The 25,865-nt window shown below is 53.5% G+C and carries 23 protein-coding genes; 9 read left to right on the top strand and 14 right to left on the bottom strand.

Going from position 1 to position 25,865, the window contains the following annotated elements:
- Positions 1-4: 4 nt before the first annotated feature.
- From J7I43_RS03925 to rbsK, 3 genes are read right to left on the bottom strand one after another with little or no spacing between them, the layout of a single operon-like run.
- Positions 5-3,010 carry a SusC/RagA family TonB-linked outer membrane protein gene (locus J7I43_RS03925; RefSeq protein WP_209143455.1) on the bottom strand — a complete coding sequence of 1,002 codons (3,006 nt, stop codon included), beginning with the start codon at positions 3,008-3,010 and terminating at the stop codon, positions 5-7.
- 41 nt (positions 3,011-3,051) lie between these two features.
- Positions 3,052-4,056 (bottom strand): hypothetical protein, encoded by a 1,005-nt coding sequence (locus J7I43_RS03920; protein WP_209143453.1) that lies wholly within the window; start codon positions 4,054-4,056, stop codon positions 3,052-3,054.
- A gap of 36 nt (positions 4,057-4,092) precedes the next feature.
- Positions 4,093-5,010 carry a ribokinase gene (rbsK, locus tag J7I43_RS03915; protein ID WP_209143451.1) on the bottom strand — a complete coding sequence of 306 codons (918 nt, stop codon included), beginning with the start codon at positions 5,008-5,010 and terminating at the stop codon, positions 4,093-4,095.
- Positions 5,011-5,213: 203 nt separating this feature from the next.
- Here rbsK and J7I43_RS03910 point away from each other — a divergent pair, with 203 nt between their 5' ends.
- From J7I43_RS03910 to J7I43_RS03900, 3 genes are all read left to right on the top strand, one after another.
- A complete protein-coding gene (locus J7I43_RS03910) occupies positions 5,214-6,695 on the top strand; it encodes a hypothetical protein (protein WP_209143449.1) in 1,482 nt (493 codons plus the stop codon).
- Positions 6,696-6,992: 297 nt separating this feature from the next.
- Positions 6,993-7,979 carry an alpha/beta hydrolase gene (locus J7I43_RS03905; RefSeq protein WP_209143447.1) on the top strand — a complete coding sequence of 329 codons (987 nt, stop codon included), beginning with the start codon at positions 6,993-6,995 and terminating at the stop codon, positions 7,977-7,979.
- A gap of 56 nt (positions 7,980-8,035) precedes the next feature.
- Positions 8,036-8,809, top strand: coding sequence for an alpha/beta fold hydrolase (locus J7I43_RS03900; RefSeq protein WP_209143445.1), 774 nt, complete (start codon positions 8,036-8,038; stop codon positions 8,807-8,809).
- A gap of 100 nt (positions 8,810-8,909) precedes the next feature.
- Here J7I43_RS03900 and J7I43_RS03895 read toward each other — a convergent pair whose 3' ends face one another.
- Positions 8,910-9,650: an SDR family NAD(P)-dependent oxidoreductase gene (locus tag J7I43_RS03895; RefSeq protein WP_209143443.1), complete on the bottom strand. Its 741-nt coding sequence runs from the start codon at positions 9,648-9,650 to the stop codon at positions 8,910-8,912.
- Between the two features lie 134 nt (positions 9,651-9,784).
- On the opposite strand from J7I43_RS03895, the gene J7I43_RS03890 reads away from it, so the two are divergent.
- From J7I43_RS03890 to J7I43_RS03875, 4 genes are all read left to right on the top strand, one after another.
- On the top strand, positions 9,785-10,156 hold the full coding sequence (locus J7I43_RS03890; protein ID WP_209143441.1) for a winged helix-turn-helix transcriptional regulator: 372 nt from the start codon (positions 9,785-9,787) through the stop codon (positions 10,154-10,156).
- A gap of 95 nt (positions 10,157-10,251) precedes the next feature.
- Complete coding sequence (locus tag J7I43_RS03885; protein WP_209143439.1) at positions 10,252-13,428, top strand: sigma 54-interacting transcriptional regulator; 3,177 nt, start codon at positions 10,252-10,254, stop codon at positions 13,426-13,428.
- Positions 13,429-13,673: 245 nt separating this feature from the next.
- Entirely contained in the window at positions 13,674-14,438 is a 765-nt protein-coding gene (locus tag J7I43_RS03880) for an SDR family oxidoreductase (protein ID WP_209143437.1), read from the top strand.
- A gap of 251 nt (positions 14,439-14,689) precedes the next feature.
- Positions 14,690-15,046, top strand: a complete 357-nt coding sequence (locus J7I43_RS03875) for a YciI family protein (RefSeq protein WP_209143435.1) — start codon at positions 14,690-14,692, stop codon at positions 15,044-15,046.
- A 96-nt stretch (positions 15,047-15,142) separates the two neighbouring features.
- On the opposite strand, the gene J7I43_RS03870 is transcribed toward J7I43_RS03875, so the two are convergent.
- The 8 genes from J7I43_RS03870 to J7I43_RS03835 form a co-directional block, all read right to left on the bottom strand.
- Complete coding sequence (locus J7I43_RS03870) at positions 15,143-15,925, bottom strand: succinate dehydrogenase cytochrome b subunit (RefSeq protein ID WP_209143433.1); 783 nt, start codon at positions 15,923-15,925, stop codon at positions 15,143-15,145.
- A gap of 25 nt (positions 15,926-15,950) precedes the next feature.
- Positions 15,951-17,237, bottom strand: a complete 1,287-nt coding sequence (locus tag J7I43_RS03865; protein ID WP_209143431.1) for an NAD(P)/FAD-dependent oxidoreductase — start codon at positions 17,235-17,237, stop codon at positions 15,951-15,953.
- A 90-nt stretch (positions 17,238-17,327) separates the two neighbouring features.
- Entirely contained in the window at positions 17,328-18,572 is a 1,245-nt protein-coding gene (locus tag J7I43_RS03860) for an RNA polymerase sigma factor (RefSeq protein ID WP_262898617.1), read from the bottom strand.
- 54 nt (positions 18,573-18,626) lie between these two features.
- The gene (locus tag J7I43_RS03855) at positions 18,627-18,968 is read right to left on the bottom strand and encodes a YciI family protein (RefSeq protein WP_209143427.1); all 342 of its coding nucleotides are present in this window, start codon (positions 18,966-18,968) and stop codon (positions 18,627-18,629) included.
- Between the two features lie 35 nt (positions 18,969-19,003).
- A complete protein-coding gene (locus J7I43_RS03850; RefSeq protein WP_209143425.1) occupies positions 19,004-19,462 on the bottom strand; it encodes a carboxymuconolactone decarboxylase family protein in 459 nt (152 codons plus the stop codon).
- Positions 19,463-19,538: 76 nt separating this feature from the next.
- Positions 19,539-20,546 carry a bestrophin family protein gene (locus tag J7I43_RS03845; protein ID WP_209143423.1) on the bottom strand — a complete coding sequence of 336 codons (1,008 nt, stop codon included), beginning with the start codon at positions 20,544-20,546 and terminating at the stop codon, positions 19,539-19,541.
- An 11-nt stretch (positions 20,547-20,557) separates the two neighbouring features.
- The gene (locus tag J7I43_RS03840) at positions 20,558-20,734 is read right to left on the bottom strand and encodes a hypothetical protein (RefSeq protein WP_209143421.1); all 177 of its coding nucleotides are present in this window, start codon (positions 20,732-20,734) and stop codon (positions 20,558-20,560) included.
- Between the two features lie 175 nt (positions 20,735-20,909).
- Entirely contained in the window at positions 20,910-22,175 is a 1,266-nt protein-coding gene (locus J7I43_RS03835; protein ID WP_209143419.1) for an MFS transporter, read from the bottom strand.
- Positions 22,176-22,337: 162 nt separating this feature from the next.
- Here J7I43_RS03835 and J7I43_RS03830 point away from each other — a divergent pair, with 162 nt between their 5' ends.
- Positions 22,338-22,955, top strand: coding sequence for a helix-turn-helix domain-containing protein (locus J7I43_RS03830; protein ID WP_209143417.1), 618 nt, complete (start codon positions 22,338-22,340; stop codon positions 22,953-22,955).
- A 69-nt stretch (positions 22,956-23,024) separates the two neighbouring features.
- Positions 23,025-23,915: an alkaline phosphatase gene (locus tag J7I43_RS03825; protein ID WP_209143415.1), complete on the top strand. Its 891-nt coding sequence runs from the start codon at positions 23,025-23,027 to the stop codon at positions 23,913-23,915.
- A 52-nt stretch (positions 23,916-23,967) separates the two neighbouring features.
- Here J7I43_RS03825 and J7I43_RS03820 read toward each other — a convergent pair whose 3' ends face one another.
- Positions 23,968-25,071 carry a zinc-binding dehydrogenase gene (locus tag J7I43_RS03820; protein WP_209143413.1) on the bottom strand — a complete coding sequence of 368 codons (1,104 nt, stop codon included), beginning with the start codon at positions 25,069-25,071 and terminating at the stop codon, positions 23,968-23,970.
- A gap of 136 nt (positions 25,072-25,207) precedes the next feature.
- Positions 25,208-25,864, bottom strand: a complete 657-nt coding sequence (locus J7I43_RS03815) for a TlpA family protein disulfide reductase (RefSeq protein ID WP_209143411.1) — start codon at positions 25,862-25,864, stop codon at positions 25,208-25,210.
- Position 25,865 lies beyond the last annotated feature (1 nt).

The raw sequence follows: 25,865 nt of genomic DNA, 5'->3' as shown, positions 1-25,865 counted from the left end.
CATGTTAAAGTTTGATGTTCAAACCGAACTGGAAAACACGCGGCTCGGGGAAATCCCCGGGATTGGATTCCGGGCTGTAAGACTGGTAGTCCGTGAACGTGAAGAAGTTCTCCAGGCCCGCATACACCCGCACCGACCTGATCCGCGCGGCTTTCGTAAGCTGCGAAGGAAGCGTGTAGCCGAGCGTGATATTACGGAAACGGACATACGAAGCGTCCTGGTAACCGAGCACGTGCAGGTAAGGGTTTTCCATGCCGGTCTCACGCGGGCGCGGCGCGGTATTGGAAGGGTTCTCCGGCGTCCAGTAATCTACTTTCAGTCCGTTGGTAAGCCCCGTGAGCGCGCCGCCCTGGTTGCTGCTGAAAAGATAAGGGTTTTGTTTGTACACCCCGTTCACCCAATACAGATCCCAATACAGGTCGAAACCTTTGAAGCGGAAGGAGGAATTGACGGAAGCCGTGAATTTCGGGTCGCGGCGGTAAATGATCTTGTCTGATTCATTGATCACAAAATCACCGTTGAGATCGGCCACGCGCACGTCGCCGGGTTTTGCGTTCAACGTGGGGTGTGCGTCGGTAAAGTCTTTATCGCCAGTTTGCCAGATGCCGTCGAAACGGTGATCGAAATACACGTTCACCGATTTGCCGATGAACCAGTTGTTGTTCAGATCGTTCACCGGCTGGCCTTTTTCGTCGGTCCTGCCGTCGATCTTCACCAGTTTGTTCACGTTGCGCGAAAACACCAGCCCCACGTTCCAGTCGATATCTTTATGCTGCACCGGCCTGACGTTGATCATTGCTTCCAGCCCGCTGTTCTTCACCTCGCCTAGATTCACCAGCTGCGAAGTATAGCCGAGTATGTTGGGCAGCGATTTGCTCACCAGCAGGTCCGTCGTGCGTGTGCTGTAATATTCGAAGGAGCCGCTGATACGGTCGGCCAGCAGGCTGAAATCCAGGCCCAGGTTGGAAGACAGCGAGGTTTCCCATTTCAGGTTCGGATTGTATAAAGAAGCGGAAGGAAGAAAACCGGAAGTGATGGACGGAGAGCCTGCGTTGTTCATCAGGATGCCCTGGTACAGCACGGTTACGCCCAGCGAATTGTAGGGAGACACTGCCTGGTTGCCCACCGCGCCGTAGCTGGCGCGCAGCTTCAGGTCGGAAAGCCAGTTTTTGTCTTTCAGGAAATCTTCCTGCGAAAGCCGCCACATCAGCGAGCCGGAAGGGAAATAACCGAACTTGTTGTTTTCGCCGAATACGGAAGAACCGTCTGCCCGCATGGTGAACGTGGCCAGGTATTTATCGTGGATGTTGTAGCGGGCGCGCGCCATATAAGACAAAATTTTCCTGTTGGTCACGCTGTGCGTGGGCGTGTTGGGTTTCTGCGCGCTGGCGATGCCGTCTGCCCCGAATTTGTCGTACGGAAAATCGGTGGCGCTCACGCCGCTGGATTCGTAGTCTATTTTGTTGACGCTTTGCACGAGCGTCACGTCCAGGTTATGACCGTTGCTGAAAGAGCGGGCGTAAGACAAAATGTTTTCCAGCAGGAAGTCCGTATTGCGCGTTTCGCTGAGCGAGCCGTTGCCGTTGAAGATCCGGCCGTTCTGATGCAGGCTGGTCTGGTAAAATTTATTGGAAGACGTGTTGCTGTTCACGCTGGTATTGAGCTTGTAACGAAGGCCTTTTACGATTTCCCATTCCGCGAACACGTTGGCCAGCAGGTTGCGGTATTTCGTCTGGTTGGACGATTCGCGGGAGTTCCACAGCGGGTTGGTGCTGTTCGATTCGCCGATGATATAGTTCAGCTCCCCGTTCTCGTTAAAAGGCGTGGCGTAGGGCGGCGCGGTAAGGTGACGGTAAAACCCGTCCCAGGAGCCGTCTTCGAAGGTTTGTGTGGCGAAGGAATAGGCTACATTGGCGCCGAGCGACAGCGAAGACAGGAGTTTATGATCGAGGTTGAGGCGGAAGTTGGTACGATCGTACCCCGCGTCTTTCGCCAGGCCGTCCTGCCCGAGATAACCGCCTGAAAACGCTACGCGGGTGCGGTCTGTGCCGGAGCGCACGCTGGCGTCGTATTTCCGCACCCATGCGTCCCGGAGCATCAGCTTTTGCCAATCCGCGGTTTGACCGTTGCGGATGGCGGAAAGAATAGGAGCGGGAAAAGCCTGTTCGTCCGTCGGGTATACGCCGCCGTTCTTCGTTCTTACCGCTTCGCGGCGCAGCTGCACCCATTCGTCGGGCGAATACAGGTCGAAGTTGCGTTTGAGCTGCTGCAGCGAATGCTGGCCGGTTACTTCCAGCTGGAGGCTGTTGGTTTTCGCGCGTTTGGTATTGACGAGCACTACGCCGTTGGCCGCGCGGGCGCCGTAAATGGCGGTGGAAGCGGCGTCTTTCAGTACTTCGATGGTAGCGATATCGTTGATGTTCACGTTATCGATATCAGACACCGGTACGCCGTCGAGTACGAACAGCGGGGCGTTTCCGCCGTTCAATGAACGCGTGCCGCGAATGGTGATGTTCGCCCAGCCCCCGGGCCTCGCGCTGCCCTGCGTAACCTGCACGCCGGAAGCTTTGCCGCGGATCAGCTCTGCTATGCTGGCGGACGTTTGCGGGGCGAGTTTTTCCGCGTCGATAGACACTACCGAGCCGGAGATATCGCTTTTTTTCTGAACGCCGTAACCGACGATCACGACTTCGCCCAGGTCACCCAGGTCCCGTGCCAGTATTACGTTTACGGCGGAACGGCCGTTCACCGGCACCAGCATGCGCCTGTAACCTACAAAGCTGATCTCGATGGATGCGGTGGTGGAAGAAAGCGTGATAGAATAATTGCCCTGCGCGTCTGCGGTGGCGCTGGCGGAGCCACCTGCTTCACGGAGCGAGGCGTTGGGAAGCGGCTGGCCGCTGAGGCTGTCCGTTACCTGTCCCGTTACCCTGAACTGGGCGGAGGCGAGCTGCGTACAAAGCAACAGCATGAACATGCCGGCCATACTTTTGAATAACCTGTTTTTCATACATGAAATTTTAACGTGTAGCGTGTTGACGAATGGCGGGTTCAGCGGCCTGCGGCTATGATCAGCGCGAGGCCCGCTACAAACAGGACGAACATGCAGGAAACCAGTTTCCGGACGGCGGGCGTGCCGCCTTTAAATTCCTTCCAGATCAGCACGCCCCAGAGCGCGGCAACCAGTGTGGCGCCCTGCCCGAGACCGTAAGAAATGGCCGGCCCCGCTTTGCCCGAAGCGATCAGGTTAAAAAGATTGCCCAATCCCCAGATACAGCCGCCGAGCACGCCTACCAGGTGTATGCCCGGCCTGCCGCGAAACCACGCGGAAATCGCGATGGGCGGCCCTTCCAGCGGACGACGCATCAGGATGGCGTTGAAAATGAAATTACTGGCGAAGATGCCCAGCGAAAAGATCACGAAAGCGGTATAAGGCGTCATTTTACCGGCAGCGGGCGCGTGGAAGTTCTCCAGGTCCATCGCAGCGGCAACGAAAGGATAAAAAGTGGACATCAGCACGCCGGCCACCACGGAAATGACGATCCATTTGCCGACGCCTTTTTTGCCCGTACTGCCCGAATGCCTGCGGTAAGCGAGCGCATTGACGATGATGGCGAGCGTTACCAGCAGCACGCCGGTGAATAGCAGCGCGGGATCGCCTTTCGCGGCCAGCAGGTAATTGAGCACCACGCCGATCACCAATGCCAGTCCAATGCCTACGGGGAAAGCCACCGCCATGCCGGCGCCGGCGATGGCGGCCGTGAGCAGGATGTTGGCGAGATTAAACACGACGCCGCCCAGCAATGCGCTGCGGATGTTGGAAGCCCCGGCCTGCGCGAGGTCGTCCGGGAAAGCGCGCCCGCCGCTGCCCGAGCTGCCAAGCGTAAACGCGCCCAGCAGGGAAAATAAAAGTATGCCGATCACATAGTCCCAATAAAACAGCTCGAAGCGCCATTTTCCGGCTACCAGCTTCTGTGTGTTGGCCCAGGAGCCCCAGCACAGCATGGTTACCAGGCAGAAGATAACGGCGAGGGAATAACTTTCTACGATAAACATAACGTCAGCATTTATTTTGGTCTGTTGGAAGAAAACCTAGGTCATAATATTGAACAACACTTCGTTGCGGTATGGAATGGAAGATTGCGCACCCAGCCTGGTTACCGCGATGGAAGCGGCGTTGCAGGCGAATGCCGCCGCCGCTTCTAAGGGTTTCCCCTCCGCGAGTGCGGTAGCCAGCGCGCCGTTGAACACATCGCCGGCGGCGGTGGTGTCTACCGTTTCCACTTTCGGCGCGGGCACATGGTGAAACTGCCCGTTATGCAGCACCACCGCGCCCTGCCTGCCCAAGGTAACGATCACGCTTTTCACGCCGAGCGACACGATACGCTCCGCCGCGCGTTTGGCGCCGGCAATATCTTTGATCGTGATGCCGGACAACATTTCCGCTTCGTTCTCATTCGGCGTGATCACGTCTACCAGGTGAAGCAACCCGGGAATACGCTCGTTGGCCGGCGCAGGGTTCAGGATCACGAGCAGGCCTTTTTCTCGCGCATAACGCGCGGCATATTGCACCGTTTCCATCGGTATTTCCAGTTGTATCAGCAACACTTTTGCGTCCGGGTGGCGGTCGAATGCCGCGGCCAGGTCTTCCGGCTGCAAATGCGCATTGGCGCCGGGCGCCACCACGATGCTGTTTTCCCCTGCTTCGTCTACCGTGATCATGGCAATGCCCGACGGCGATTCAGGGTCGAACGCCAGCCCGCTGATGTCTACTCCTTCCTGGTCGAATAAATGCGCGGATTGTTTGCCGAAAATATCATCCCCGATCTTTCCGATGAACGCGGCTTTGCCGCCAAGGCGCGCCACCGCAACGGCCTGGTTCGCGCCCTTGCCGCCCGGGTTCATAAAAAACACGCCGCCCAGTACCGTTTCACCCGGCCGCGGAATATGCGCTGTTTTCACCACCATGTCCATATTGATACTGCCTACCACGAGGATCTTGTTTGACATAACCTGGAACTGTTTTGCTGTTGAGTTGAATGGATGACGGCGCACACTGCGGCCGCACAGTTTCAAATATAAAGCGATACATCTCCAGAAATTGGCCACTTTTTCCTATTTTCATGAATGCCGGCAACGGCACAATATGACATAAAAACATATAATTCAATACATTATGATATTCATTCCACTCCATTTTCCTGAATTATAACATGATCGCGCTCGAACTTGAAAAAATGGTCCGCTCCCTGTCTCCCGCGGAAAAAAAACATTTCCGGCTGTCTGCTTCGGGAACCGAAAAAGAAAAAGATTACCTCCTGCTTTTCGACCTGCTGTGTAAGGAAAACAAAAGCCTGGCGGAAGTGGAATCGCTTTTCGGTAAAAAAACGCGCGCCGCATCGTTCGACAATACCGTGCATTATCTTTTCAAAGTATTGACAGACCAGCTGGTAACGGTGCGCGTGGGGCAAGACAAATGGTATGCCCGTCACCACGCTTTCATGAAAGCCCGGCTTTGTTTTGAGCGCTCGTTGCCCGGGCGCGCGCATCATGAATTAAAAAAGACGCAGCAGCTGGCCCTGCAGGCGCAGGACCATACATTGTATTACCAGGCCGTTCGCGAAGAGCTGAATTACCTGGCAGACGTGGGTTTTCCCGGCATGAACGAACAGGAAGTGGTAGACCTGCAAATGCGCTCCAAACAGGCGCTGAAAGAACTGCACCAGATCCACGAGCATCACTCGCTCTACGAATTGCTGAAGCTGCGGCTCATCAACGAACAGATAGGATTGGAAAGGAACGGGAAAATGATCAACGATCTTGTGCTGGGCGAACTGGGCATTATCAGCATGGGCGGCAGGCACCTGTTTGAATCGAGAAAAACGCACCTGCTTTTCCAGTCGTTTTTTCTCGTGCATACAAAACAATATCATCCCGCATTAAATGTCTTCAAAGCGCTGAATGCGTTGTTCGAAGAGAACGAATCATTATGGAACAACCCGCCGTACGACAACCTGTCCGCGCTCGACGGCATTCTCGACAACCTGTACAGCATCGGTTATTATCATGAAATGGATTTTTTTACCGGGAAGCTGGAGCAGCTGATGGCCCGGCCTTATCCCGAGCATTTCCGGAACCTGTGTTACCAGACGTTTTGTTTGCACCGCCTGAGCAGCATGGCAGGCGCGCAGGCGTTCGACGATGCGCTGGCGTTCATCCGGCAGATACACGACACGGTGCTGCTGAATACCGGCTTCCATAAAACGGACAAACAGCTTCAACTGTTATTGTTCGCCACGATCACGTGTTTTCAGCACCGGCAATACGACGAGGCCAACCGTTACGTTTCCTTTGCGCTGAACGGCCACAAGGCGATGAGCGCTGCGCTGGCGTACCGGGCCTGCAGACTGATGCATATCCTTATTCATTATGAAACGGGCAATACGGCCTATCTCGATTACGAGATCAGGGCTTTCAAACGTTTTTACAGCAAACACGGGCGGCATTACCGGCTGGAAAAATTGCTTTTCCGCACCGTGCAGCTGAACCCAAAAATGTGCAGCCAGCCGAGAAAAAAGGCGGCTTATGAAAAGATATCGCCCGCCATCGAAGAAGCGCGTGAAAACCACGATGAAAAACCGATGCTGAAATACTTCGATTTTTTTGAGTGGATAAGCGGTTGTTATACGCGCTGATCTCCCTGTTTTCCCCAACCCCGATTCCACGTAACGCGCAAAAACCGCTTTTTCACTTCCCCATTCCCGATATTCAGGGCCTCCTGTTGCGTTTTTACGAAATACCGCCAAAAAATTCCGGCGCCATTCCCTGCTGCTATTGATTATCAATGATTTGCCAAATGGCGCATCGCTTGCAAATAAGGGAACACGAGAGCAAGGAATAATGTAAAACCTTCAAACCCTTTTTGTATGCAGATCATTTTTACGCGACTAGCGTGCTTGACGATTTTATTCATTCAATTAAACAACACCATCATGGCACAATCCAAAAAACCGGCAAAAGCGGAAAACGACGAACGCATTTTTGTGCAGGTGAGGGGATTCCTGAAACAACTGAATGCCGGTAACGGTAAGCCCATCGAACAGTTGAGCCCCGCCGACGCGCGCAACGTGCTGATCGGCGCGCAAAACAGCGTGACCGTAGATTATTCCGGCATCGAAGAATCGGAAAAGATCATTTCCCAGGACGGCGAAATGGTAAAACTGCACATCGTAAAACCCCTGTATTCCCGGCCCAACGCGCCTGTGTTCATTTATATCCACGGCGGCGGATGGGTGCTGGGCGATTATCCCACCCATCGCAGGATCGTCAGGGACCTCGTTGTGGAAAGCGGCGCCGTAGCGGTTTTCCCCGACTACACGCCTTCCCCCGAAGCGCGATACCCCGTTGCGATCAACCAGGTCTATGCGGCTACCAAATGGGTAGCACAGCATGGCGCCGAAATTGGCGTGAACGGTAAAAACCTCGCCGTTGTGGGCAATAGCGTGGGCGGCAACATGACCGCCGCCGTGGCGCTGATGGCGAAAGATAAACGCGGCCCCGCCATCAAACTCCAGGTGATGCTGTGGCCCGTTACAGACGCGGATTTCAAGACGCGCTCCTACAAAGAAATGGGAAAGGAACGTTTCCTCACCAAAAAGATGATGATCTGGTTCTGGGACAGCTACCTGCCTGACAAAAAAAGGCGGAAGGAGATCTACGCTTCGCCGTTGCAGGCTACCATCGAGCAGCTGAAAGGCCTGCCACCGGCGCTGGTGCAAACCGCGGAGAACGATGTGCTCCGCGACGAAGGCGAAGCTTATGCGCGCAAGCTCGACGAAGCGGGCGTGCCGGTGACCCTCACGCGATACCCCGGCCTGATCCACGATTACGGCCTGCTGAACGCGATCGCCGACGTGCCCGCCGTAAAGACGGCGCTGCTGCAGGCGGCAGCCGTTATCAAAAAAGCTTTACATGAATAACCCTGTTTTACCCCGGCCTTTCATTCCTATTATTTAAAACAAAAAAACCAAATCGTATGTCTATCAAACAAATTGTGACCGCTACGGCCATGACCGCAGCATCCATCGCATCCGATCCCGCCGGCGCGCAATCTACCGCCGCAGCCAAAGGCGTAAAAAATGTCGTGCTGGTGCACGGCGCATTTGCAGACGGCTCCAGCTGGGCCAAAATCATTCCGCAGCTGCAAGCCAGCGGCCTCAACGTGATCGCGGTACAAAACCCGCTGATCTCCCTGGAAGACGATGTAGCGGCCACCAAACGGGCCATCGCATTGATGGAAGGACCAGTGCTGCTCGTAGGCCACTCTTACGGCGGCATGGTGATCACCGAAGCGGGCAACGACCCGAAAGTGGTGGGCCTCGTATACGTTTGCTCCCTGGTGCCCAACGACGGGCAAACCGTGCAGGACGTTACCTCTGCTTTTCCCCCCGGCCCCGGCAGCGCGGAGTTCCGGCAGGATGAATCCGGTTTCCTGAGCCTGTCTCAGAAAGGCATTCACCAGCATTTCGCGCAAGACCTTCCCGCCGAAGAAAGAGACGTGATCTTCGCCACGCAAACGCCCTGGGCGGCGAAAGCCACCGTTACCAAAATTTCCACCGCGGCCTGGAAAACACGTCCTTCCTGGTTTATTATCGGCACGGAAGACGGCATGGTGCCCCTCGATCTCGCAAGAGCGGAAGCGAAAATGATCAAAGCAAAAGTGACTGAGCTCAAATCCAGCCACATACCGATGGTATCGCAGCCGGATAAAGTAGCGAAGATCATCATGGACGCGGCAAAAGAACTTTAACGCCTTGGCAGTATATATCAGTAGAATGTAAAGATGAAAAAACCGGGTACTCTTACCCGGTTTTTTCCAACACTTTCACTGCCTGCCATTCTTCACCTTTTTACGAGATCGATACCCCGCCATCCGCCGGCAGCACGATGCCCGTCGTCCAGTCAGACCAGGAATCGAGCAGCATCACGGCGCTGGCGACGATATCGTCCACATATCCCCTTCTTTGCAGCGGGATGGCGGCCCTTTCCGCTTCGTGGATGGCTTTGACCATTTCATCGTCCAGCCCGGAAGATTTGAGGATGCCGGTTTCGGTGGGCCCGGGTGCAATAGCGTTCACGCGGATACCTTTGGGGGCCAGTTCCAGCGCCCAGATCTTGGTGAGCATATTGAGCGCAGCTTTGGCGGAACCGTACGCGCTGGTTTGCGCATAAGGTTTGATGCCCACGCTGCTGGTGATGTTCAATATCTGGCCTTTCGCCGCTTCCAGGAAGGGAAGGCATGCGGAAGCCAGTATGGAAGGCCCGAACACGTGCGAACGGAACATTGTTTCCATCGATTCGAGATTGATGGCGCCAAGCTCGCTTAACTGCACAATGCCGGCGTTGTTCACAAGAATGTGCAGCTTTCCGTTCCACCGTTCTTTGATAAATGTGGTAATTTTAAGATGATCGTGCTCGTTCGCATTGTCGTATTGCAAGGTTGAAATGCCCGGCATTTCCGTTCCGATCCGTTCCAGCTTTTCTAAGTTCCGGCCGGTGATCAGCACCTGGTACCCTTTCGAAAAGAAATATTTTGCAATACCTTTGCCTATCCCCGACGACCCTCCCGTTATTACTATGTTCTTGCTCATAAAATGTATGTTTTATAATGCAAAAATCAGTCAAAACGAACTGATAAACAATAACTTACACTGACGTAAGCAACCTACGCGGGAGTAGGTATCATTGATTTGAAAGCTTTTATCATGGAAAAAAAATTGCGAAAATGAGTTACCAGAGAATACCCACCCTCAACTGCGAAACCAACCCGGATGCGGATTGTTCGGTAGAAGCGGCCCTGGCGGTATTGGGCGGGAAGTGGAAACTGAAAATATACAAGATCATCCGGGCGAACGAAGTGATGCGGTTCAACGAGCTGGCCGGCGCCATCGGCCGGATCTCCGATAAAACGCTTGCCGCCCAGCTGAAAGAAATGGAGGCGGACGGGCTGCTCATCCGCCGGGTGTACCCCGAAGTGCCGCCCAGGGTGGAATACTGCCTTACCGAACTGGGCAGGTCGCTGGCGGGCGTGTTTTCCGCGCTGGAGGGCTGGGGAAGGCAGTATCTCGATCAGGCGAAGCTGCGGAAAGTGTCTTAATAAAAATTAATGCCGGGATTTGTCCAATTATGGGTTTTCGATTGTTATGTAAATTAACGGGCGCATCCATACGCTGAAAAATCTGTCTATTTAGCATGACAACAACAAAAAGCATCCCTGCCGCCGAAGGGCAGGCAGACCACATCGCATTATTGGAAACGGAACGCCGCATCCTGCTGGAGCTGGGCAACGAGCTGACGAAAGTGCGGGAAAAAACCGACCTGATCATCGTGCTTTCGAAGAAGATCAGGGAGCTTTTTACGTTCTCCCATTCCATCGTTACCCTCATCGACCCCGGGCAGCAAACCTACACGCCGTTCCTGCTCGACCCAAAATCGTCTCCCATCCAGCACCATGCGTTATATCCGAAACTGGTGGCGGGCAAATTCCCGATGAACGAGCCGTTCATCCAGGCGGTGTACAACAACGGCCAGCCGACCGTTTTTATCATGGAAGACATTATCGGCGTGCCCGGCGCGCCGTCGTTCCTCAAAGTCAATTATGAAGCGGGCATCCGCGCGATCATGATGACGCCGTTAAAAGACAAAGACCAGATCATCGGCTTCCTGCATATGTACGCGAAAGACGTGGCCGGTTTCACTGAACAATTCAAAAGCATCATTACCGGCATCGCGCCGCAGATCTCCGGCGCCGTGGCCAATATCCAGAAGAACGAAGCGATGCGGCGCAACGAATCGGTGAACGAAATACTGCTTTCGCTGAGCAACGGGATCGTAAAAGTGCGCAACCGGCAAGACCTGCTGAAAATGCTCGGCTCGCACCTGAAAGACCTGGTGCCGTTTTCTGCCAGCATGATCACCGTGATGGACGAAAAAGAGGAATATTATAAAGCCTACCTGATGGACGGCGACGCCACGCTGAAAGAACTGACCGATTCGATCGACGCGTTCCATATGCCCACGCCGGCGGAAGACGGCATTTACGATATCGCTTCGTTGTATTACAAACCGCTGGTGTTCGACATGCAGGCTTATGAACATGAGAACCTGCCGCTTTGGTTCCGGCTGCATTACGAAGCCGGCGCTCGGGAGATGATCATCAAGATCCTTGGCGGGAACGGTTCTTCCAAATACAGCCTGATGCTGTTTTCCCGCGAAAAAGGCGCCTTTGGCGAAGAAGCCGTCAACATCGTCAACCGCATTTCCAGCCAGCTGTTCGCCGCCATTTCGAACATTGCCGCCAATGAAGAGATCATTAAACGGGAAAACGAAAAATCTTTCCTGCTCGACTTCAGCAACGACATCGCAGCGGTGCGCAGCAAAGCAGACCTGGCAGACGCCGTGCGCAAAAGCCTGAAACAGATCAGCTCGCTCGACGGCTACGTGATCCGCAAGCTCAACGACGACCAGGCCACCACTACCACTTACATTTACGACGATACGCTGAAAATAGAAGACATGAAACTGGTGGAGCAAATGCTCACCGCCCGGCTGCCTATCGACGACGGGTTGCAAAACCGGGTATTGAACAGCGAGATCCCGCTGTTCTTCAGCGTAAACGCGGAGATCAGCCGCGGCAATACCGCTCCTTACCTGCAGATCTGGAAAAAGATCGGGTTCAAAACCGTGGTAGGCACGCCCCTGCGCACCGGCAACCTCAACCTCGGCATTTTGTGGCTCAGTCTTGAAGACATCAATATGCCGCTGCTGCAGGGCATTTGCGCGCAGATCTCCATCGCGATGTACAACATCATCGCCAACGAAGAGCTGATGCGCCGCGAAAAAGAACAATCGTTCCTGTACGAGTTCAGCCGCGACATTGCCGCGCTGCATACGAAAGACGACCTGCAGCGCGCCATCACCAACGTGCTGCATCATGTGCTGGACCTCCGGCTGGCGATGCTGCGCATCATAGAAGACGATGGCGTTACGCTCAGTCCCTACATGTCCGACGAACTGATGCTCGGAAATAAAGACGTTCCCCTGTACAAAGAGCTTTCGCAGGCTTCCTACGATATTCATGAAGAATTGTCCGCCCGCGTGCTGAAAAACGACGAGCCTATCGTTTTTGATGTCGCCGAAGAAATAGCCAGCGGTAAAAACAGTCCTGTGATCAGGCTGTGGACGCAGGTGGGGAAGAAAAAAGCATTCGCTTCCGCGCTGCGCGCCGGCAATAATAATATCGGCACGATGTGGCTGCTCGGAGATGAATTTAATATCGAACTGCTGAAAAGCATCTGTGCGCAGATCTCCGTTGCCATATCGAACATCCGCGCCAACGAAAAAGTGCTCGCGTACAAACAGAAACTGGAAAATGAAAACGATTACCTGCGCGAACAGATCAAAACGATCTACAATTTTTCCGAGATCGTGGGCAGCGGTGCGCAAATGCAGAAGGTATACCGTTTGATGACGCATGTAGCCGAATCTTCCTCCACCGTGCTGCTGCTCGGCGAAACGGGCACCGGCAAGGAACTGATCGCGCGCGCCATACACAACGCCTCCCCGCGCAAAAACAAACTGATGGTGAAAGTGAACTGCGCCGCTTTGCCCACCCACCTGATCGAAAGCGAATTGTTCGGCCACGAAAAAGGCGCGTTCACCGGCGCGATAGACCGCCGTATCGGGAAGTTCGAACTGGCCAACAACAGCACGCTTTTCCTCGACGAGATCGGCGAAATGCCGCCGGAGCTGCAGGTGAAATTGTTGCGCGTGCTGCAGGAAAGGGAACTGGAAAGGATCGGCGGGAAAAGCACCATCAAAGTAGACGTGCGCATTATTGCCGCCACCAACCGCAATCTCGAAGCGGAAGTGCAGGCGGGGCGCTTCCGGTCTGACCTCTATTACCGGCTCAATGTATTCCCCATTCAGCTGCCGCCGTTGCGCGAGCGGCTGGAAGATATCGAGCCGCTGGCGAATTCATTTATCCTGAAATTCAGCAAAAACATCGGTAAACGCGTAACCGGCATTTCCGGGAAAGTGCTGCAGCAATTAAAAAGCTACGACTGGCCGGGCAACGTGCGCGAACTGGAGCACCAGATCGAAAGAGGCATCCTGCTTGCGGAAGGTGATGTGCTGAAAGAAGTGCACTTGCCCGGGCGCCAGCAGGAAGAGAACGGCAGCGAACAACCCGGCTCCGCGAGAACGCTGGAACAGATCGAAAGAACGTACATCATCGAAGTATTAAAACGTTGCAGCGGGAAAATATCCGGTGTGGGCGGCGCCGCGGAAATACTCGAGGTGCCGGGCACCACGCTGCATTCCAAAATGAGAAAACTGAAGATCGCGAAAGCGGATTATTTTATAAAATGAATCGGGAACCAATATACGAAAGGCCGGAACGCACATCGTTCCGGCCTTTTTCTATTTACACGGCGGCATTACGCTGTATTTCGTGAAACACCGGTACGATCCTCTTAATACAGTGAAAAAAAACACCTCATGCCAATATAATTAATTGAACTACAAATAGTTAACCTGCTGGCACTCCTCTTGCAAAGTATTCTGCAAATGAAATAACACAGCCCGCACGGGCGTCATCACTAAACATTGAGAACATGAAAATCGTAGTCATCGGCGGGAGCGGCCTTATCGGCTCCAAAACAGTAACAAAGCTCCGTGAACAGGGTCATGAGGTGCTCGCGGCCTCTCCTGCGTCCGGCGTGAACACGATCACCGGCGAGGGCCTCGACGAGGCTTTGGCGGGCACTGACGTGGTGATAGACGTTGCCAATTCCCCTTCTTTTGAAGACAACGCCGTGATGGAATTTTTCAAAACTTCCGGCCAGAACCTGCTGGCCGCCGAAACGAAAGCGGGTGTAAAACATCACATCGCACTGTCGGTGGTAGGTACGGACCGCCTGCAGGACAGCGGTTATTTCCGCGCCAAGCAGGTGCAGGAAGACCTGATCAAACAATCCGGCATACCGTATTCGATTGTCCATTCCACGCAGTTTTTCGAGTTCCTGGGCGGCATTGCGGCCTCTGCGGCGAAAGACCAGGCGATCCATTTATCAACGGCGGCGGTGCAGCCCATTGCCTCGGACGATGTGGCGGCGGCGGTGGCTGACGTAGCGCTGGGCGCCCCGCTGAACGGTACCTTAGAGATCGCGGGACCGGAAGTGGCGACGCTTTCCGGCCTGGTAGCCCGTTACCTGAGCGAAGTGAACGACCCGCGTAAAGTGATCGCCGATGCCAACGCGCTTTATTTCGGCGCAAAGCTCAGCGATCATACGTTGATACCCGGCCCCGGCGCAAACCCCAGGATCGGCAGGATCGATTATGACACCTGGTTCACGAACCGTCCGCCGGCGAAAGCCTAGCTCTCAACTTTGAAACTTCCGGGGCCTGCCCGGTGCTGTTTGTAACGAAGATGACGGGTGTCAGTTCGTTGAGGCTGTTGTAAATGGCATGCGCTTTCCACCCGTTCGCGCATGATAGCTCCCAAACGCCGGCGCGCCTCCGGGCCGCGACATCCGGTCAGCAACACAACGACACACCGGCGCCCGGCAGGCCGGGAAGTTTCCACCGGCGACATCATCAACGCATATTCATTTTAAAAAACAAAAACAACATGCAGGAATTTCTCTTAGTGATCCACCGGGACCTCACCAGCGCTAACCCGGCGCCCAGCCCCGAACAAATGAAAGCAGCCCTCAAACCTTACCAGGACTGGGTGGCGGGCATCGCCGCGCAAGACAGGTTGGTAGCGCCTCCCAAACGCTGGGACGTAGACGGCAGGGTGATCAGGCACGATAAAAAGAAAGAACAGGTGCTCAGCGGGCCTTATGCCGAAGGCAAAGAATCCATCGGCGGCCTCATCCTGATTAAAGCAAAAGATTACGACGACGCGGTAGAGGTGGCGAAAGGCTGCCCCATCATCCAGTACGGCGCGATCGTTGAAGTTCGTATGGCAGTGCCGGTAGTTTAATCAAAGAACATTTGAACAGTTAACAGGAAACAGTAAACAGTAAACAGAAGAGCCTTTGCGATCCCGCAAAGGCTTCTTTCTGTTCTTCATCGTCCACTACAACAGGCTCTTGATATAAAATACGATTGGCATCGACGCGAATGCAAGCGGAATGATCACCGCGAAGATCCAGATGCCGATGAACTTAATGGCCGGCGTATACTTCCGGCTGGCCAGCCCGGTAGTCTGGAACGCGCTCTGGAAACCGTGATACATATGATAAGCCACCGCCACCATCGCCACCAGGTACAGCAGCACGTACCACAGCAGGCTGAAACTTCCGGATACGATCGCGTACAGGTCTTTCACCCGCACGATCTCCACTTCCCCTTCGGTAAGCACGGCATATTCGAAGTCCGGGGAAGGCGGCACGTAAACCGTTGATGAAATGAGCTTGTCCGTCATCAGGTCCGTACGGTATTCGCGGTACGTGCCTTCGGTGAATTTGTAACGGCCCCAGAAGTTCGTCATGTGAATGACCAGGAACAGGAAAATGATGCTGCCCAACAGCCCCATGTTAAGGGAAGCCCAGCTGGAACCGGATTTGGGGGCAACGGCATATTTCACCGGCCGCGACCGTTTGTTTTTCACCGTCAGTATCAGCGCATACAACGCATGGATCAGAATGGAAATATACAGGATGTACCCGATGATCTCCACCGGTAAAAAGTGCGTCATGAAATGCGCGTAAATATTAAAATTATAACCTTCATCACCCGAAAACAACGTAAGGTTGCCGCCCAGGTGCACGATCAGGAAGAGGCAGAGGAAAAGACCTGTCATCGACATGACCAGTTTCCTCCCCAGCGACGATCGGAAAAATTGTTTGAAACTCAGCATGGGTATAAGTTTTACGGGTTTTGGATCAGCTCACGGTTTCACGGTTGCCCGGTCTGAAAATCATCCGGAGCGCCTGATCTTTCGTAGCATAAGCCACCGCCCAGTTATAAAGCGTTTTTATTTTATTGTTGTAATTGACCAGGGAAAGCACATGTATAAAAAGCCAGCTGAGTAACCCAAGCAGTCCTCCAAGATGCACCTTGTGCTTAAAAAGGTCCGCCACTGCAAATTGCCTTCCGATAATCGCCATGTCTCCCCGGTCAAAATATTTGAAAGGTACCGGCGCCTTGCCTTCCTCCATGCGGACAAGATTTTTCGCAAGGGTTTTACCCTGCTGGATGGCGGGTTGCGCAAGCTGCGGGTGGCCGTTGGGATAAAGTTTGTCTGTAAACTGGATGCTGATGTCGCCGATGGCGTAGATATCTGCATACCCCTGCACCTTGTTGATCGAATCGGTGATCATGCGGTTGCCCCTGCCGATGCTGGCGGGGTCGATGCCGCGGAAAGTATTGGCGGTTACGCCCGCGGCCCATATCAGCGTTTTCGCTTCTATCACGGAACCGTCAGACAACAGCACCTGGTCGTTCTTAAAATCTTTCACCTGCGTGTTCAGCTTTACCTGTACGCCCAGTTTTTTTAACGCTTTATATGCGGCGGCATGTGTTTTATCGCTCATCGGCGCCAGCAGGTACGGCGATCCGTCTATCACGTGAATGTTGCCCATGGCGCGTTTCAGGCTGGGATAATCGTTGCCGAGGAAAGCCTTCGATTCCGCCAGCATGCCGGCCACTTCCACACCGGTGGGGCCGCCGCCGGCGATCACCACGGTGAGCAGTTTTTTGCGCTCTTCCGGGTCTTCCTCCAGCGACGCTTTTTCCAGCGTTTTCAGCAATTCGTTGCGCATGTAGATCGCATCGTCTATTCCTTTCAGCGAAAAAGAATGCCGGCGGATGGCGTCGTTGCCGAAGAAATTGGTTTTGGAGCCGGCCGCGAAAACGAGGATGTCGTATACCAGCTCGCCGCCGTCGCTGAGGCGGAGTTTATGAGCGGCAGTATCCACTTCCAGCAGTTCCGCCATGCGGAAAACGATGTGTTCTTTCCGGAACAGTTTCCTGAACGGGTAGCTGATGCTGGAAGGCTCAAGAAAACTGGTGGCCACCTGGTACAGCAGGGGCGTAAAATAATTGTAGTTGTTTTTGTCCACCACCGTGATGTTGAAATGCCTGCTGCGGAAAAGGCGCTTCACAAAATTAAGCCCCGCAAAACCGCCGCCGATCACCACGATGTGTTTTTTGTTTTCTGTCGTTTTCATAATTCCTGTTTGTAGTGGGCAAAAGAAGAGCCTGCCGACCGGTCCGGATCAATACGGGGTTGCGAAAGAATAAAATAGCGGGATGAAAGTTTATTCGCTCAGCCTGCGCCTGATTTGCCCGATGTTCTTTTCAATCAAGGCGACATCGGCGGGTGTATTCGCCTGCTGCAACGCTGTCTGGTAGTGTTGCATCGCCTTTTTATCGTCAATATATGTGTAGAGGTTTCCCAACAATGAATAATAAAAGTAGTTGTCCGTCAATCCCAGTTTTTCCGCCTCGCGGATCGCTTCCCGTTTGCCTCTGGCTTTAGACAGCGCGAAAGTGCGGTTGAGCGCGGCAACCGGCGAATATTCCAGGATCAGGAGCTGGTTATACAGGTCGAGGATATTGTCCCATTTTTCCGCGGTATCTTCTTTATGCGTGTGCCAGTAAGCGATGGCGGCTTCCAGGTGATACCTTGTTAAAACGGGCGTATCGGCCGCCCGGTTGAGGTAATATTCCCCTTTTCTGATCAGCTCGCGGTTCCAGCGCGATTCGTCCTGTTCTTCGTACAACACCATTTCCCCGGTTTCGTTCATTCTCGCATCGAAACGAGAGGCGTGAAAACACATCAGCGCAAGTAACGCGTTGGCGGCGGGCCGGTTGGTGAGCGGCTGTTCCACCAGCAGGTAACCGAGCCGCATGGCTTCCACGCACAGTTCTTTTCGCAGCACGGTATTATGGGAGATGGAATAATATCCTTCTGAAAAAAGCAGGTAGATCGTTTTCAGCACCGTTTCCAGCCTTTCTTCAATTTCATGCGCGGTGGGCGGCTGAATTTCGATCTTCGTTTCCTTCAGCTTTTCCTTCGCGCGGCTCAGCCGTTTGTAAATAACGGTTTTGGTGGTGAGGTACGCATCCGCGATCTCCTGGGCGCCGAAGCCGCAAAGCAGGTTGAGCGCAAGCGCCACCTGCGATTCGGCGGGAATGGAAGGATGGCATACCGCGAACATCATGGCCAGCTGGCTGTCGGAAATATTGCGCTCGGAAAGGTCGATCTCGATCTCTTCCCCTTCCGGGGTGTTGCGCCGCAGGTCCGTCAGCAGTTGCTGCTGGAAAAAATTATCGCGTTTCAGCCAGTTCTTCGTTTTATTCTTGGCCACCACGTACAGCCAGGCGGTCGGGTTTTCCGGCACGCCTTTCGCGCTCCACGATTCGGTGGCGGCCAGAAAAGTATCGCTCACGATATCTTCCGCCAGTTCTATGTGCTCCATGCCAAACAGCGAGCTTAGTACCGAAACCATTTTCTGATACTCCGTTCTGAATAAGTGCGGTAATAATTCTTTCCCATTCATGCGAACAAACAAAAAGCTTATTGCAAAAATAAGAAAGGATTCCTATCCATCGCGTTACACAACGGCCATACGAATTTCAACCGTCCCGCCCAGTTCGAAGATCGGCGAGCCTTTCGCTATTTCCGCGGCCTCTTCATAGCTGCCGGCTTTGATAACGATAAATCCCCCGATGGATTCCTTGATCTCGGCGTAAGGGCCGTCCGTCACGCTTTTGTCGTTCTGCAGCACCATGCCGCCGGCTTCCCAGGGCTGTACCGGCCTTGCGAGCAGATCGCGCGCCCTGAGATCGTTAAACCATTCCCGCCACCGGCTCAAATGCGCCTGCAATTGCTCCGGCGACGGTTGAATCTCCTTCGTTTTGTAATCTCTCCGGAATACTAATAAGAAATCATTCATATATCATGGTTTTTTTGGTGCTTTTGTGCGGCGCCTTACGCAAATTGTCCTGCCTGGTATGTGCCCACCACTTCAGGGTTCGAAAACGCGATATTGAAGCGGTTCCAGGTGTTGATGGTGGTGATCACCAGCGTGAGGTCCACCAGTTCTTCGTCGGTGAACTGCGCTTTTACCCTTGCGTAGGTTTCATCAGGCACATGACAGGCGGTTACCGCTTCGGCCCATGCCAGCGCGGCCCTTTCCCTGTCTGTAAAGAACGGCGTTTCGCGCCAGGCGCTTACGCAGAACAAACGCTGGTCGAGCTCTCCATGCGCCAGAGCGTCTTTGGAATGCATGTCCAGGCAATACGCGCAGCCGTTGATCTGCGATACGCGGAAGTCTACCAGTTCATGCAATTTCTGCTCGATCAAAGATTTTTTGAGATACGCGCCGGTGTGAAAGAGCGTTTTAAGAGCGCCGGGCCCTTTTTCGAAAAAATTAGTTCTTTTTTCCATCTTTTTAAAATTGGGTGTTTATATCAATAACAATCGCGTTTTCCGGATTGGACAAATTCCCGGAATTTTTTTTTCATCAGACGAGGATTTCGTTTTGCGCCTTCACGGGCGCGGGCAATTCGGTTTCTCCCAGCATTTCCCGGAGATCGATCTCGATAGACCGGCAGATGCTGGAAATGGGCACGTCGTTGGGGCTTCCTTCGAAAGGGTTTTCGGTGCTATCCCCTACCTGCACCAACGAGGTGTACATCCAGGATATGATCACGGTAAAAGGTATCAGCAACCAGATCATATGCCCTTTCATCACCCCGTTCACCACGCCGTTGAGCTTATCGAACTCCTGCAGCATGCCGAACGGCAGTAAAATGCAGAACATGCGCACGAAAATCGTGTTGATAATGGAGTATTGCCGCGGGTAAGGCGTGTCTTTCAACCCTTCCACCTGCGACTGCTGGGCGAAAAAGGCGTTGATCGTCCGTTGCATTTCCACGAACTGCGTAGGCACGATGCCCTGGCTGTCGTGCACCGCTTTGATATCCCTGCTTTGCAGGGCCAGCAGCTGCGTCGCCATGCTGTGCGCCTTCGATACGGATGCCAGTTCTTCTTTGGAAATATATTTCAGCATTTCGTTTTCGCATTCGCTTTTGCGTTCGGGGATCTTGTAAAACCGCTGGTATTCGGCGTTGTGATGCGCATCTACTTTTTCCCATACGCGGTGTTTCCGCAGCTCGAACCGGATGGCGGTGAGCCAGGCGAAATGGCGGTAGATGAGGGTGCGCACCAGCTCAGGGTCTTTGAAGGAATCGCGGCAGATGATTCCCCAGTATTTGCTGGTGTTCACGATGCTGCCCCATACGCCCAGCGCGCCCCAGGTGCGGTTGTACGTCTGAGTGTTCTTAAAACCGACGATAAAAGCAGTGGCCGTGCCCAGGAGCGAAACGACCGTCCAGGGCACTACCATCCATTTGACGCCCAGCACTTGGTACAATACCACCGGCATCGTGCCCAGCACGATAAGCAAATAGATCTCCCTCCGGGTCCAGTAGAGAAAGTCGGTTAACGGGTATGATTTTCCTATGTGCATATGTTCCGGTGCTAATAGATTTCGTCTTCTTCAATATCGTCTGTCCTGATCTGGTCGTCGAGGAATTCGCCGCCCTGGTAGGTGTCTTTCTCATGCACTTCGTGGATGGGCGTTTCGTCGTTGGTTACGGTGGGTTTGGGATCGTCGCCTTTAAAAAGGCCGCGAAGGAGTTGAGAAATTGCAATCATGGCTTTTGTTTTTTGTGATTGAACGCAACACAATTATTGCGTGATAGGGTTTGCAACCTGTGTGCCATGGGGTTAACAATATGAAGATCAATTAAATATGCAATAACCGGTTCTTGACGTGTCACGATATTTCGCCAAGCGCCGGGATTTTACACGGTATATAGTGAGGGAGAAATCATCCAGCATCAACAACGCGCGCCGCCATTTGGTTTTCCGGCAGCCGCGGCCGCGCCGCCAGCAATATCGTCAGCGCGGCCAGCAAAGCGATCAACGCCACTACTAAAAACATCACGGCTTTATTGCCCGTCGCGTCGATCACTTTTCCCATCAGCGGCTCGCCGATAGCGGCGAACACGTAAGCGGACATATTCATGATACCCGTGCCGGTGCCTACGTAACGCTGCCCGAGCAATTCCGGCGCCAGCGGCCAGAAGTTGGCCTGGGGGCCATAAGAGAAAAAACCCGCGCAAAACACGAGCGCACCGATGGTGACGCCGCTTTTTACATTCAAAAAATAGATCAGCGCGGAAAGCATGCAGCAGGCCGTCATGCCCGCGAAAATGGACAACATCCGGTTGCCGCGGAAAAATTTGTCCGATATAAAACCGAAAGCGAACGCCCCCGCCGCCATGCCTATCGGCAATAATATGCTGATCCATACTTTGGAGGGCGCGTCTTCGAAAGTGGCGCTTAAGAAATATAACGGGATCCAGAAAATGAGCGCGTACCGGGCCATGCTTTGGAAACCCAATGCTAGGCAAACGATCAAAAAACGTTTGTTGCCCAGCGCCGCGGCATACGCTTCCTTCCATCCCGGCCGCGTTTCGGCCGCCGTTTTTTCCCCGCCATCATATCGCGGCGCATTGCGCACGAAAATGAAAAAAATGATCACCGCGCCGGCGAGGAACAATACGGGAATACGAAAAATGCTGCGCCAGTTCTCTTCCACGAGCAGGATGGAAAACAGGTAGGTGATAACGGACGATAAACCTGCAGACATGGTGTACAAACCATACGCCATTCCTTTGTTACCGTCGCGCCACCAGTTGGCGATGATCCTGCTGCCGGCGGCCCAGGCCATAGACTGGAAATAACCGTTCAAACACCACAGGATAAGGATCGTGGCGTAATCGTCCGAAAAACTGATGAGGATATTGGCGGAAACAGACAACAAACCGCCTGTTGCGATCATATGTTTCGGGCTGAGACGGTCCGCCAGGTTGCCGTTGATCATTTGCCCCAACGCGTAACCCGCCAGCATGGCGAAACTGATCCACCCGATCCTTTCAAAGGAAATATGCAGGGTTTCCGCCAGCTGATGCGAAGCCCAGCCGAAATTGTGCCGGCCGGTGTAAAAAAACAGGTAGCAGAACATTGTAAGCAGCAACATCCTCCACCGCCCGTTTTCCAGGTGCGCACGCGTGTTTTGTTGGTCCATCATGCAAAAGGTTTAGCCGCGCGCACCTGGAATGGATGCGCTGAAAAAACTTATCATACAAACAATACCCGCCGCGTAAAATGGCGGTAACATTTTCCTAAAACGAAATTATATTTCTTATTCGTTAAATTAGCGGACATGTTTTTAAATAATCGTTAAGTCCATATGAACCAGGAACCACAACAGGATGCGGTGAACAGCGGGCATCTCGTCTATCACAGGATTGGCGGGCTTATCCGCCGTTACCGTAAAGAAAAAGGCCTGAAGCTGCTCGATCTTTCCGGCGTAACCGGCATCAAGTCCGCGATGCTGTCGAAGATAGAGAACGGCAGGATGCTGCCCACCATTCCCACGCTTTTCACCATCATCCAGAAACTGGGCATAAAAACGGAAACGTTTTTTGCCGAGCTGAGCGCGGAACATCATTTCCCGGGGTATATCCTGATCCCGAAAGACAGTTACACCCCGTATGAAAAAGAAGAAGGCGCCACCGGTTTCGAATACCAATCCATTCTTGAAAATAATTTTGAAGGCGGCGCTTTCCAGATCTCGCTGCTCACCCTTCGCCCCGGCGCGCAGCGGCAGCCGGTAACCACGGCCGCTTACGAATATCTTTACGTGCTCAGCGGCAACCTGCAATACCAGTTGGAAGACAAAACCTTCGACCTGTCTGAAGGCGATTCCCTGTTCTTCGACGGCAACATCGCCCACGTGCCGGTCAATTCCCAAAAAACCACGGTAAAACTATTGGTGATGTATTTTTTCGGTGAACTGAACCGGTGACTAAATTTAATAAAAAGAAATTTATTTTCCTATAAAGAAATTTTTATCTTGGGGAAAATCTTTAGTTGTATGATATCCGCAAAATTTGCCAGGGCCTTTTTCCTGTGCATATTATTCGTTTGCCAGCAGGCGGTCGCGCAGCGCAGGCCGCAGCATGTGATCCTTATCGGCACTGACGGTTTTGGCGCGTACGCCTTTCAGCAATCCAAAACGCCGGTGCTCCGGGAGATGATGCGACAGGGCTCGTGGACGCTTCATGCCAGGACCGTGCTGCCTTCTTCCAGCGCGCCCAACTGGGCTTCGATGGTAATGGGCGCGGGGCCGGAGCTGCACGGTTACACTACCTGGGGCAGTAAAAAACCGGACCTGCCCGCGCGGATGCTGGATGAATACGGCATGTTCCCCAGCGTGTATTCGCTGCTGCGCAAAGCAAAACCGCAAAGCGAGATCGGCGTGGTGTATGAGTGGGACGGAATAGGTTATCTTTTCCCGAAAGCGGCCGTGAATAAAGATCAGCACTGCGACAATGACGTTGCCGTATCTGCCGCGGCCTGCGAATACATCAAAACAAAAAAGCCGGATTTCCTGTTCGTACATCAGCATGATGTAGACAGCGTGGGTCATAAAGTAGGTCATGGCACGCCTGAATATTACGCGGCCATCGAGCGTACGGACGCACATGTAGGCGAAATTCTCCAGGCTATCCGCGACGCGGGCATGGAGGAGAACACCGTCGTGATCTTTACGGCGGACCATGGCGGCATCAACAAAGGCCACGGCGCTATTTCCATGAACGAAATGGAAATTCCCTGGATCGTAAAAGGCCCGGGCATCCGGAAAAATCACGAGGTGCAAAGCAGCGTGATGACGTTCGACACGGCGGCCACTATTGCTAAACTGTTCCGGCTTACGCAGCCGCAGGTCTGGATCGGCAAACCGGTTACCGAGATCTTCAAATAAAGAAAAGCCGCGCTGATCGTAGCGCGGCTTTTCCTTTTTTTACAAGTCTTTCTTAAAATTTTATGCCCACGCGCAGCGGCTTTTCAGCGATCGCGTATTCAAATGCCCCTTTCACTTCTTCCAATCGAAATTCTTTTTCCACCACGCTTCCGAAGGGATATTTCTGCCAGTTCCGCTGCATAAAACCGAAGGCATACCTGAAGTCGTCGAAATTATAATTGTGCAATCCTTTAATAGTGAGCAGGCCGCGGATCACCTTTTCCGGGGCGATCTGCAAAGGCCGGGTATTAAAAACGGCGCCGATCCACACCGCGCATCCGCCGATGCCGAGGGCGGCCAATCCAAATTCCATCGCGTCCGGAGAGCCGCTCATATCAAAAACAACATCGATGCCGTTTCCGTTGGTGCGTTCACGTAATGCTCCCAGCAGCGCGGCATTGTCGTCTTTCATATTAAAACACTCACTGGCGCCGAAATGCGGCGCTTCTTCCAGTCTTTTTTCCGAAATATCCGCCGCCGCGATCCATGCCGCACCGGCTTCCCGGCACATGGCCGCGCAGGTGATGCCGAGATGCCCCATGCCTGTGACGAGCACATTTTTTCCTTTTACATCGCCCGCCATCCGCAGCGCGCCGGCCACGGTGGAAACGGAACAGTTCAGCGTAGCTGCCACGGCAGCCGGCATGTTTTCCGGGAGTTTGATAATACCGGTATGCGCCTTCAGCACACAATATTCCGCCAGTCCGCCATGGAAAGCATCTTGGGGGGAAACGCGCGCATGCCCGTATTTAAACAGTCCCTCTCCTTTCTGCGGCATCCCACGGAGCGAATTGGCGGATAACGGGTCGCTGGCGAAGATCGTCCAGGTGATGCGGTCGCCCGGCTGCAGCGTTTCGCCCTGCAGGTCGGTTCCCTCGTGCGCAGGATGCAACTCCACGATCTCCCCGACGATCTCGTGGCCCAGCACGGTAGGACAAGGTTCCTCCCGCAAACCGCAGTAAGTATGGAGGTCGCTGCCGCAAATGGTGGTGTAGACGGTGCGTATGAGCACCTCGCCCGGCTGTAATGCCTGCAGGGGCTGCTTTTCCAGCCGGAACGGCTTGCCGGGGCCGTCGAACAGCATGAGGCGGCCGGTGATTCCCGAGATAGTTGTCATTGCAAATATTTCCTTATGCGAAAATAATATTTCCTGTCAAGAAATATTGCGGGCATTTTTAAATCAGTCAGCCAGCTGTTTAGCCGCGTTCCACTTTCCGGCGGTTGAACAGATCGGTCACTCTAATTTTATTTCATTATTTCCCCGCATATTTCTCCAGGAAAGCAACGAACTGACGGGTTTCATCGTCGTCATGTTTTTTGATGCGTTTCGATTGGCGCATCATGTTATCGATGGATTGTTTCACGTTCCGGTTTTCCCTCGCCTGAACCAGGCTGTATATGGTTAAAACGCCATCTCCCGGCTCGAGGTTTTTTCCCAGCACTTTCCCGTCTTTACCGACGATCAAAAAATAAGGAAGGCCCTGGTTGCTCACGTTGAAATCTTTCATAAAAGCATTATCGTCCGTGATAAAATAATTTTCGCCGGAAATATTGTGTTTGTTTACCAGCGCCTTCCATCTTTCTTTATTTTCCGCATCGTCCGCGCAAATATTAACGATCTCCACGTCTTCATATTCTTTCATTTTTTTTGAGAGCGCGTTCAGGTCGGGCATTCCGTTGATACAGGGCGAGCAGGTGGTAGACCATACATGCACATACCTCACTTTTTGCGAGGGACCGGCCAGGGCAAAAGGCTCTCCGTTGAGCGTTTCCGCGGCCGCGATACCGGGAAATTCCCTGCCGGTTTCGGAATTGTATTTTTTGACGACGGAATTGATTGCGATCGTTTTGCAGGAAGTTACACCAAGCAAGAGCAGCGCAAAACCTGTCAGTACGGGGAAAAATTTCATA

Source organism: Chitinophaga chungangae (assembly GCF_017742215.1).
GTDB lineage: Bacteria > Bacteroidota > Bacteroidia > Chitinophagales > Chitinophagaceae > Chitinophaga > Chitinophaga chungangae.
The sequence above is the reverse complement of the archived record's forward strand: the minus strand, read 5'-3'. Positions and strand labels throughout refer to the sequence as shown.

What these genes read in the sequence shown, in the direction of transcription:
- J7I43_RS03925 (WP_209143455.1), bottom strand. Translation starts at nt 3,010, where the DNA reads ATGAAAAACAGGTTATTCAAAAGTATGGCCGGCATGTTCATGCTGTTG.
- J7I43_RS03920 (WP_209143453.1), bottom strand. Translation starts at nt 4,056, where the DNA reads ATGTTTATCGTAGAAAGTTATTCCCTCGCCGTTATCTTCTGCCTGGTA.
- rbsK (WP_209143451.1), bottom strand. Translation starts at nt 5,010, where the DNA reads ATGTCAAACAAGATCCTCGTGGTAGGCAGTATCAATATGGACATGGTG.
- J7I43_RS03910 (WP_209143449.1), top strand. Translation starts at nt 5,214, where the DNA reads ATGATCGCGCTCGAACTTGAAAAAATGGTCCGCTCCCTGTCTCCCGCG.
- J7I43_RS03905 (WP_209143447.1), top strand. Translation starts at nt 6,993, where the DNA reads ATGGCACAATCCAAAAAACCGGCAAAAGCGGAAAACGACGAACGCATT.
- J7I43_RS03900 (WP_209143445.1), top strand. Translation starts at nt 8,036, where the DNA reads ATGTCTATCAAACAAATTGTGACCGCTACGGCCATGACCGCAGCATCC.
- J7I43_RS03895 (WP_209143443.1), bottom strand. Translation starts at nt 9,650, where the DNA reads ATGAGCAAGAACATAGTAATAACGGGAGGGTCGTCGGGGATAGGCAAA.
- J7I43_RS03890 (WP_209143441.1), top strand. Translation starts at nt 9,785, where the DNA reads ATGAGTTACCAGAGAATACCCACCCTCAACTGCGAAACCAACCCGGAT.
- J7I43_RS03885 (WP_209143439.1), top strand. Translation starts at nt 10,252, where the DNA reads ATGACAACAACAAAAAGCATCCCTGCCGCCGAAGGGCAGGCAGACCAC.
- J7I43_RS03880 (WP_209143437.1), top strand. Translation starts at nt 13,674, where the DNA reads ATGAAAATCGTAGTCATCGGCGGGAGCGGCCTTATCGGCTCCAAAACA.
- J7I43_RS03875 (WP_209143435.1), top strand. Translation starts at nt 14,690, where the DNA reads ATGCAGGAATTTCTCTTAGTGATCCACCGGGACCTCACCAGCGCTAAC.
- J7I43_RS03870 (WP_209143433.1), bottom strand. Translation starts at nt 15,925, where the DNA reads ATGCTGAGTTTCAAACAATTTTTCCGATCGTCGCTGGGGAGGAAACTG.
- J7I43_RS03865 (WP_209143431.1), bottom strand. Translation starts at nt 17,237, where the DNA reads ATGAAAACGACAGAAAACAAAAAACACATCGTGGTGATCGGCGGCGGT.
- J7I43_RS03860 (WP_262898617.1), bottom strand. Translation starts at nt 18,572, where the DNA reads ATGAATGGGAAAGAATTATTACCGCACTTATTCAGAACGGAGTATCAG.
- J7I43_RS03855 (WP_209143427.1), bottom strand. Translation starts at nt 18,968, where the DNA reads ATGAATGATTTCTTATTAGTATTCCGGAGAGATTACAAAACGAAGGAG.
- J7I43_RS03850 (WP_209143425.1), bottom strand. Translation starts at nt 19,462, where the DNA reads ATGGAAAAAAGAACTAATTTTTTCGAAAAAGGGCCCGGCGCTCTTAAA.
- J7I43_RS03845 (WP_209143423.1), bottom strand. Translation starts at nt 20,546, where the DNA reads ATGCACATAGGAAAATCATACCCGTTAACCGACTTTCTCTACTGGACC.
- J7I43_RS03840 (WP_209143421.1), bottom strand. Translation starts at nt 20,734, where the DNA reads ATGATTGCAATTTCTCAACTCCTTCGCGGCCTTTTTAAAGGCGACGAT.
- J7I43_RS03835 (WP_209143419.1), bottom strand. Translation starts at nt 22,175, where the DNA reads ATGATGGACCAACAAAACACGCGTGCGCACCTGGAAAACGGGCGGTGG.
- J7I43_RS03830 (WP_209143417.1), top strand. Translation starts at nt 22,338, where the DNA reads ATGAACCAGGAACCACAACAGGATGCGGTGAACAGCGGGCATCTCGTC.
- J7I43_RS03825 (WP_209143415.1), top strand. Translation starts at nt 23,025, where the DNA reads ATGATATCCGCAAAATTTGCCAGGGCCTTTTTCCTGTGCATATTATTC.
- J7I43_RS03820 (WP_209143413.1), bottom strand. Translation starts at nt 25,071, where the DNA reads ATGACAACTATCTCGGGAATCACCGGCCGCCTCATGCTGTTCGACGGC.
- J7I43_RS03815 (WP_209143411.1), bottom strand. Translation starts at nt 25,864, where the DNA reads ATGAAATTTTTCCCCGTACTGACAGGTTTTGCGCTGCTCTTGCTTGGT.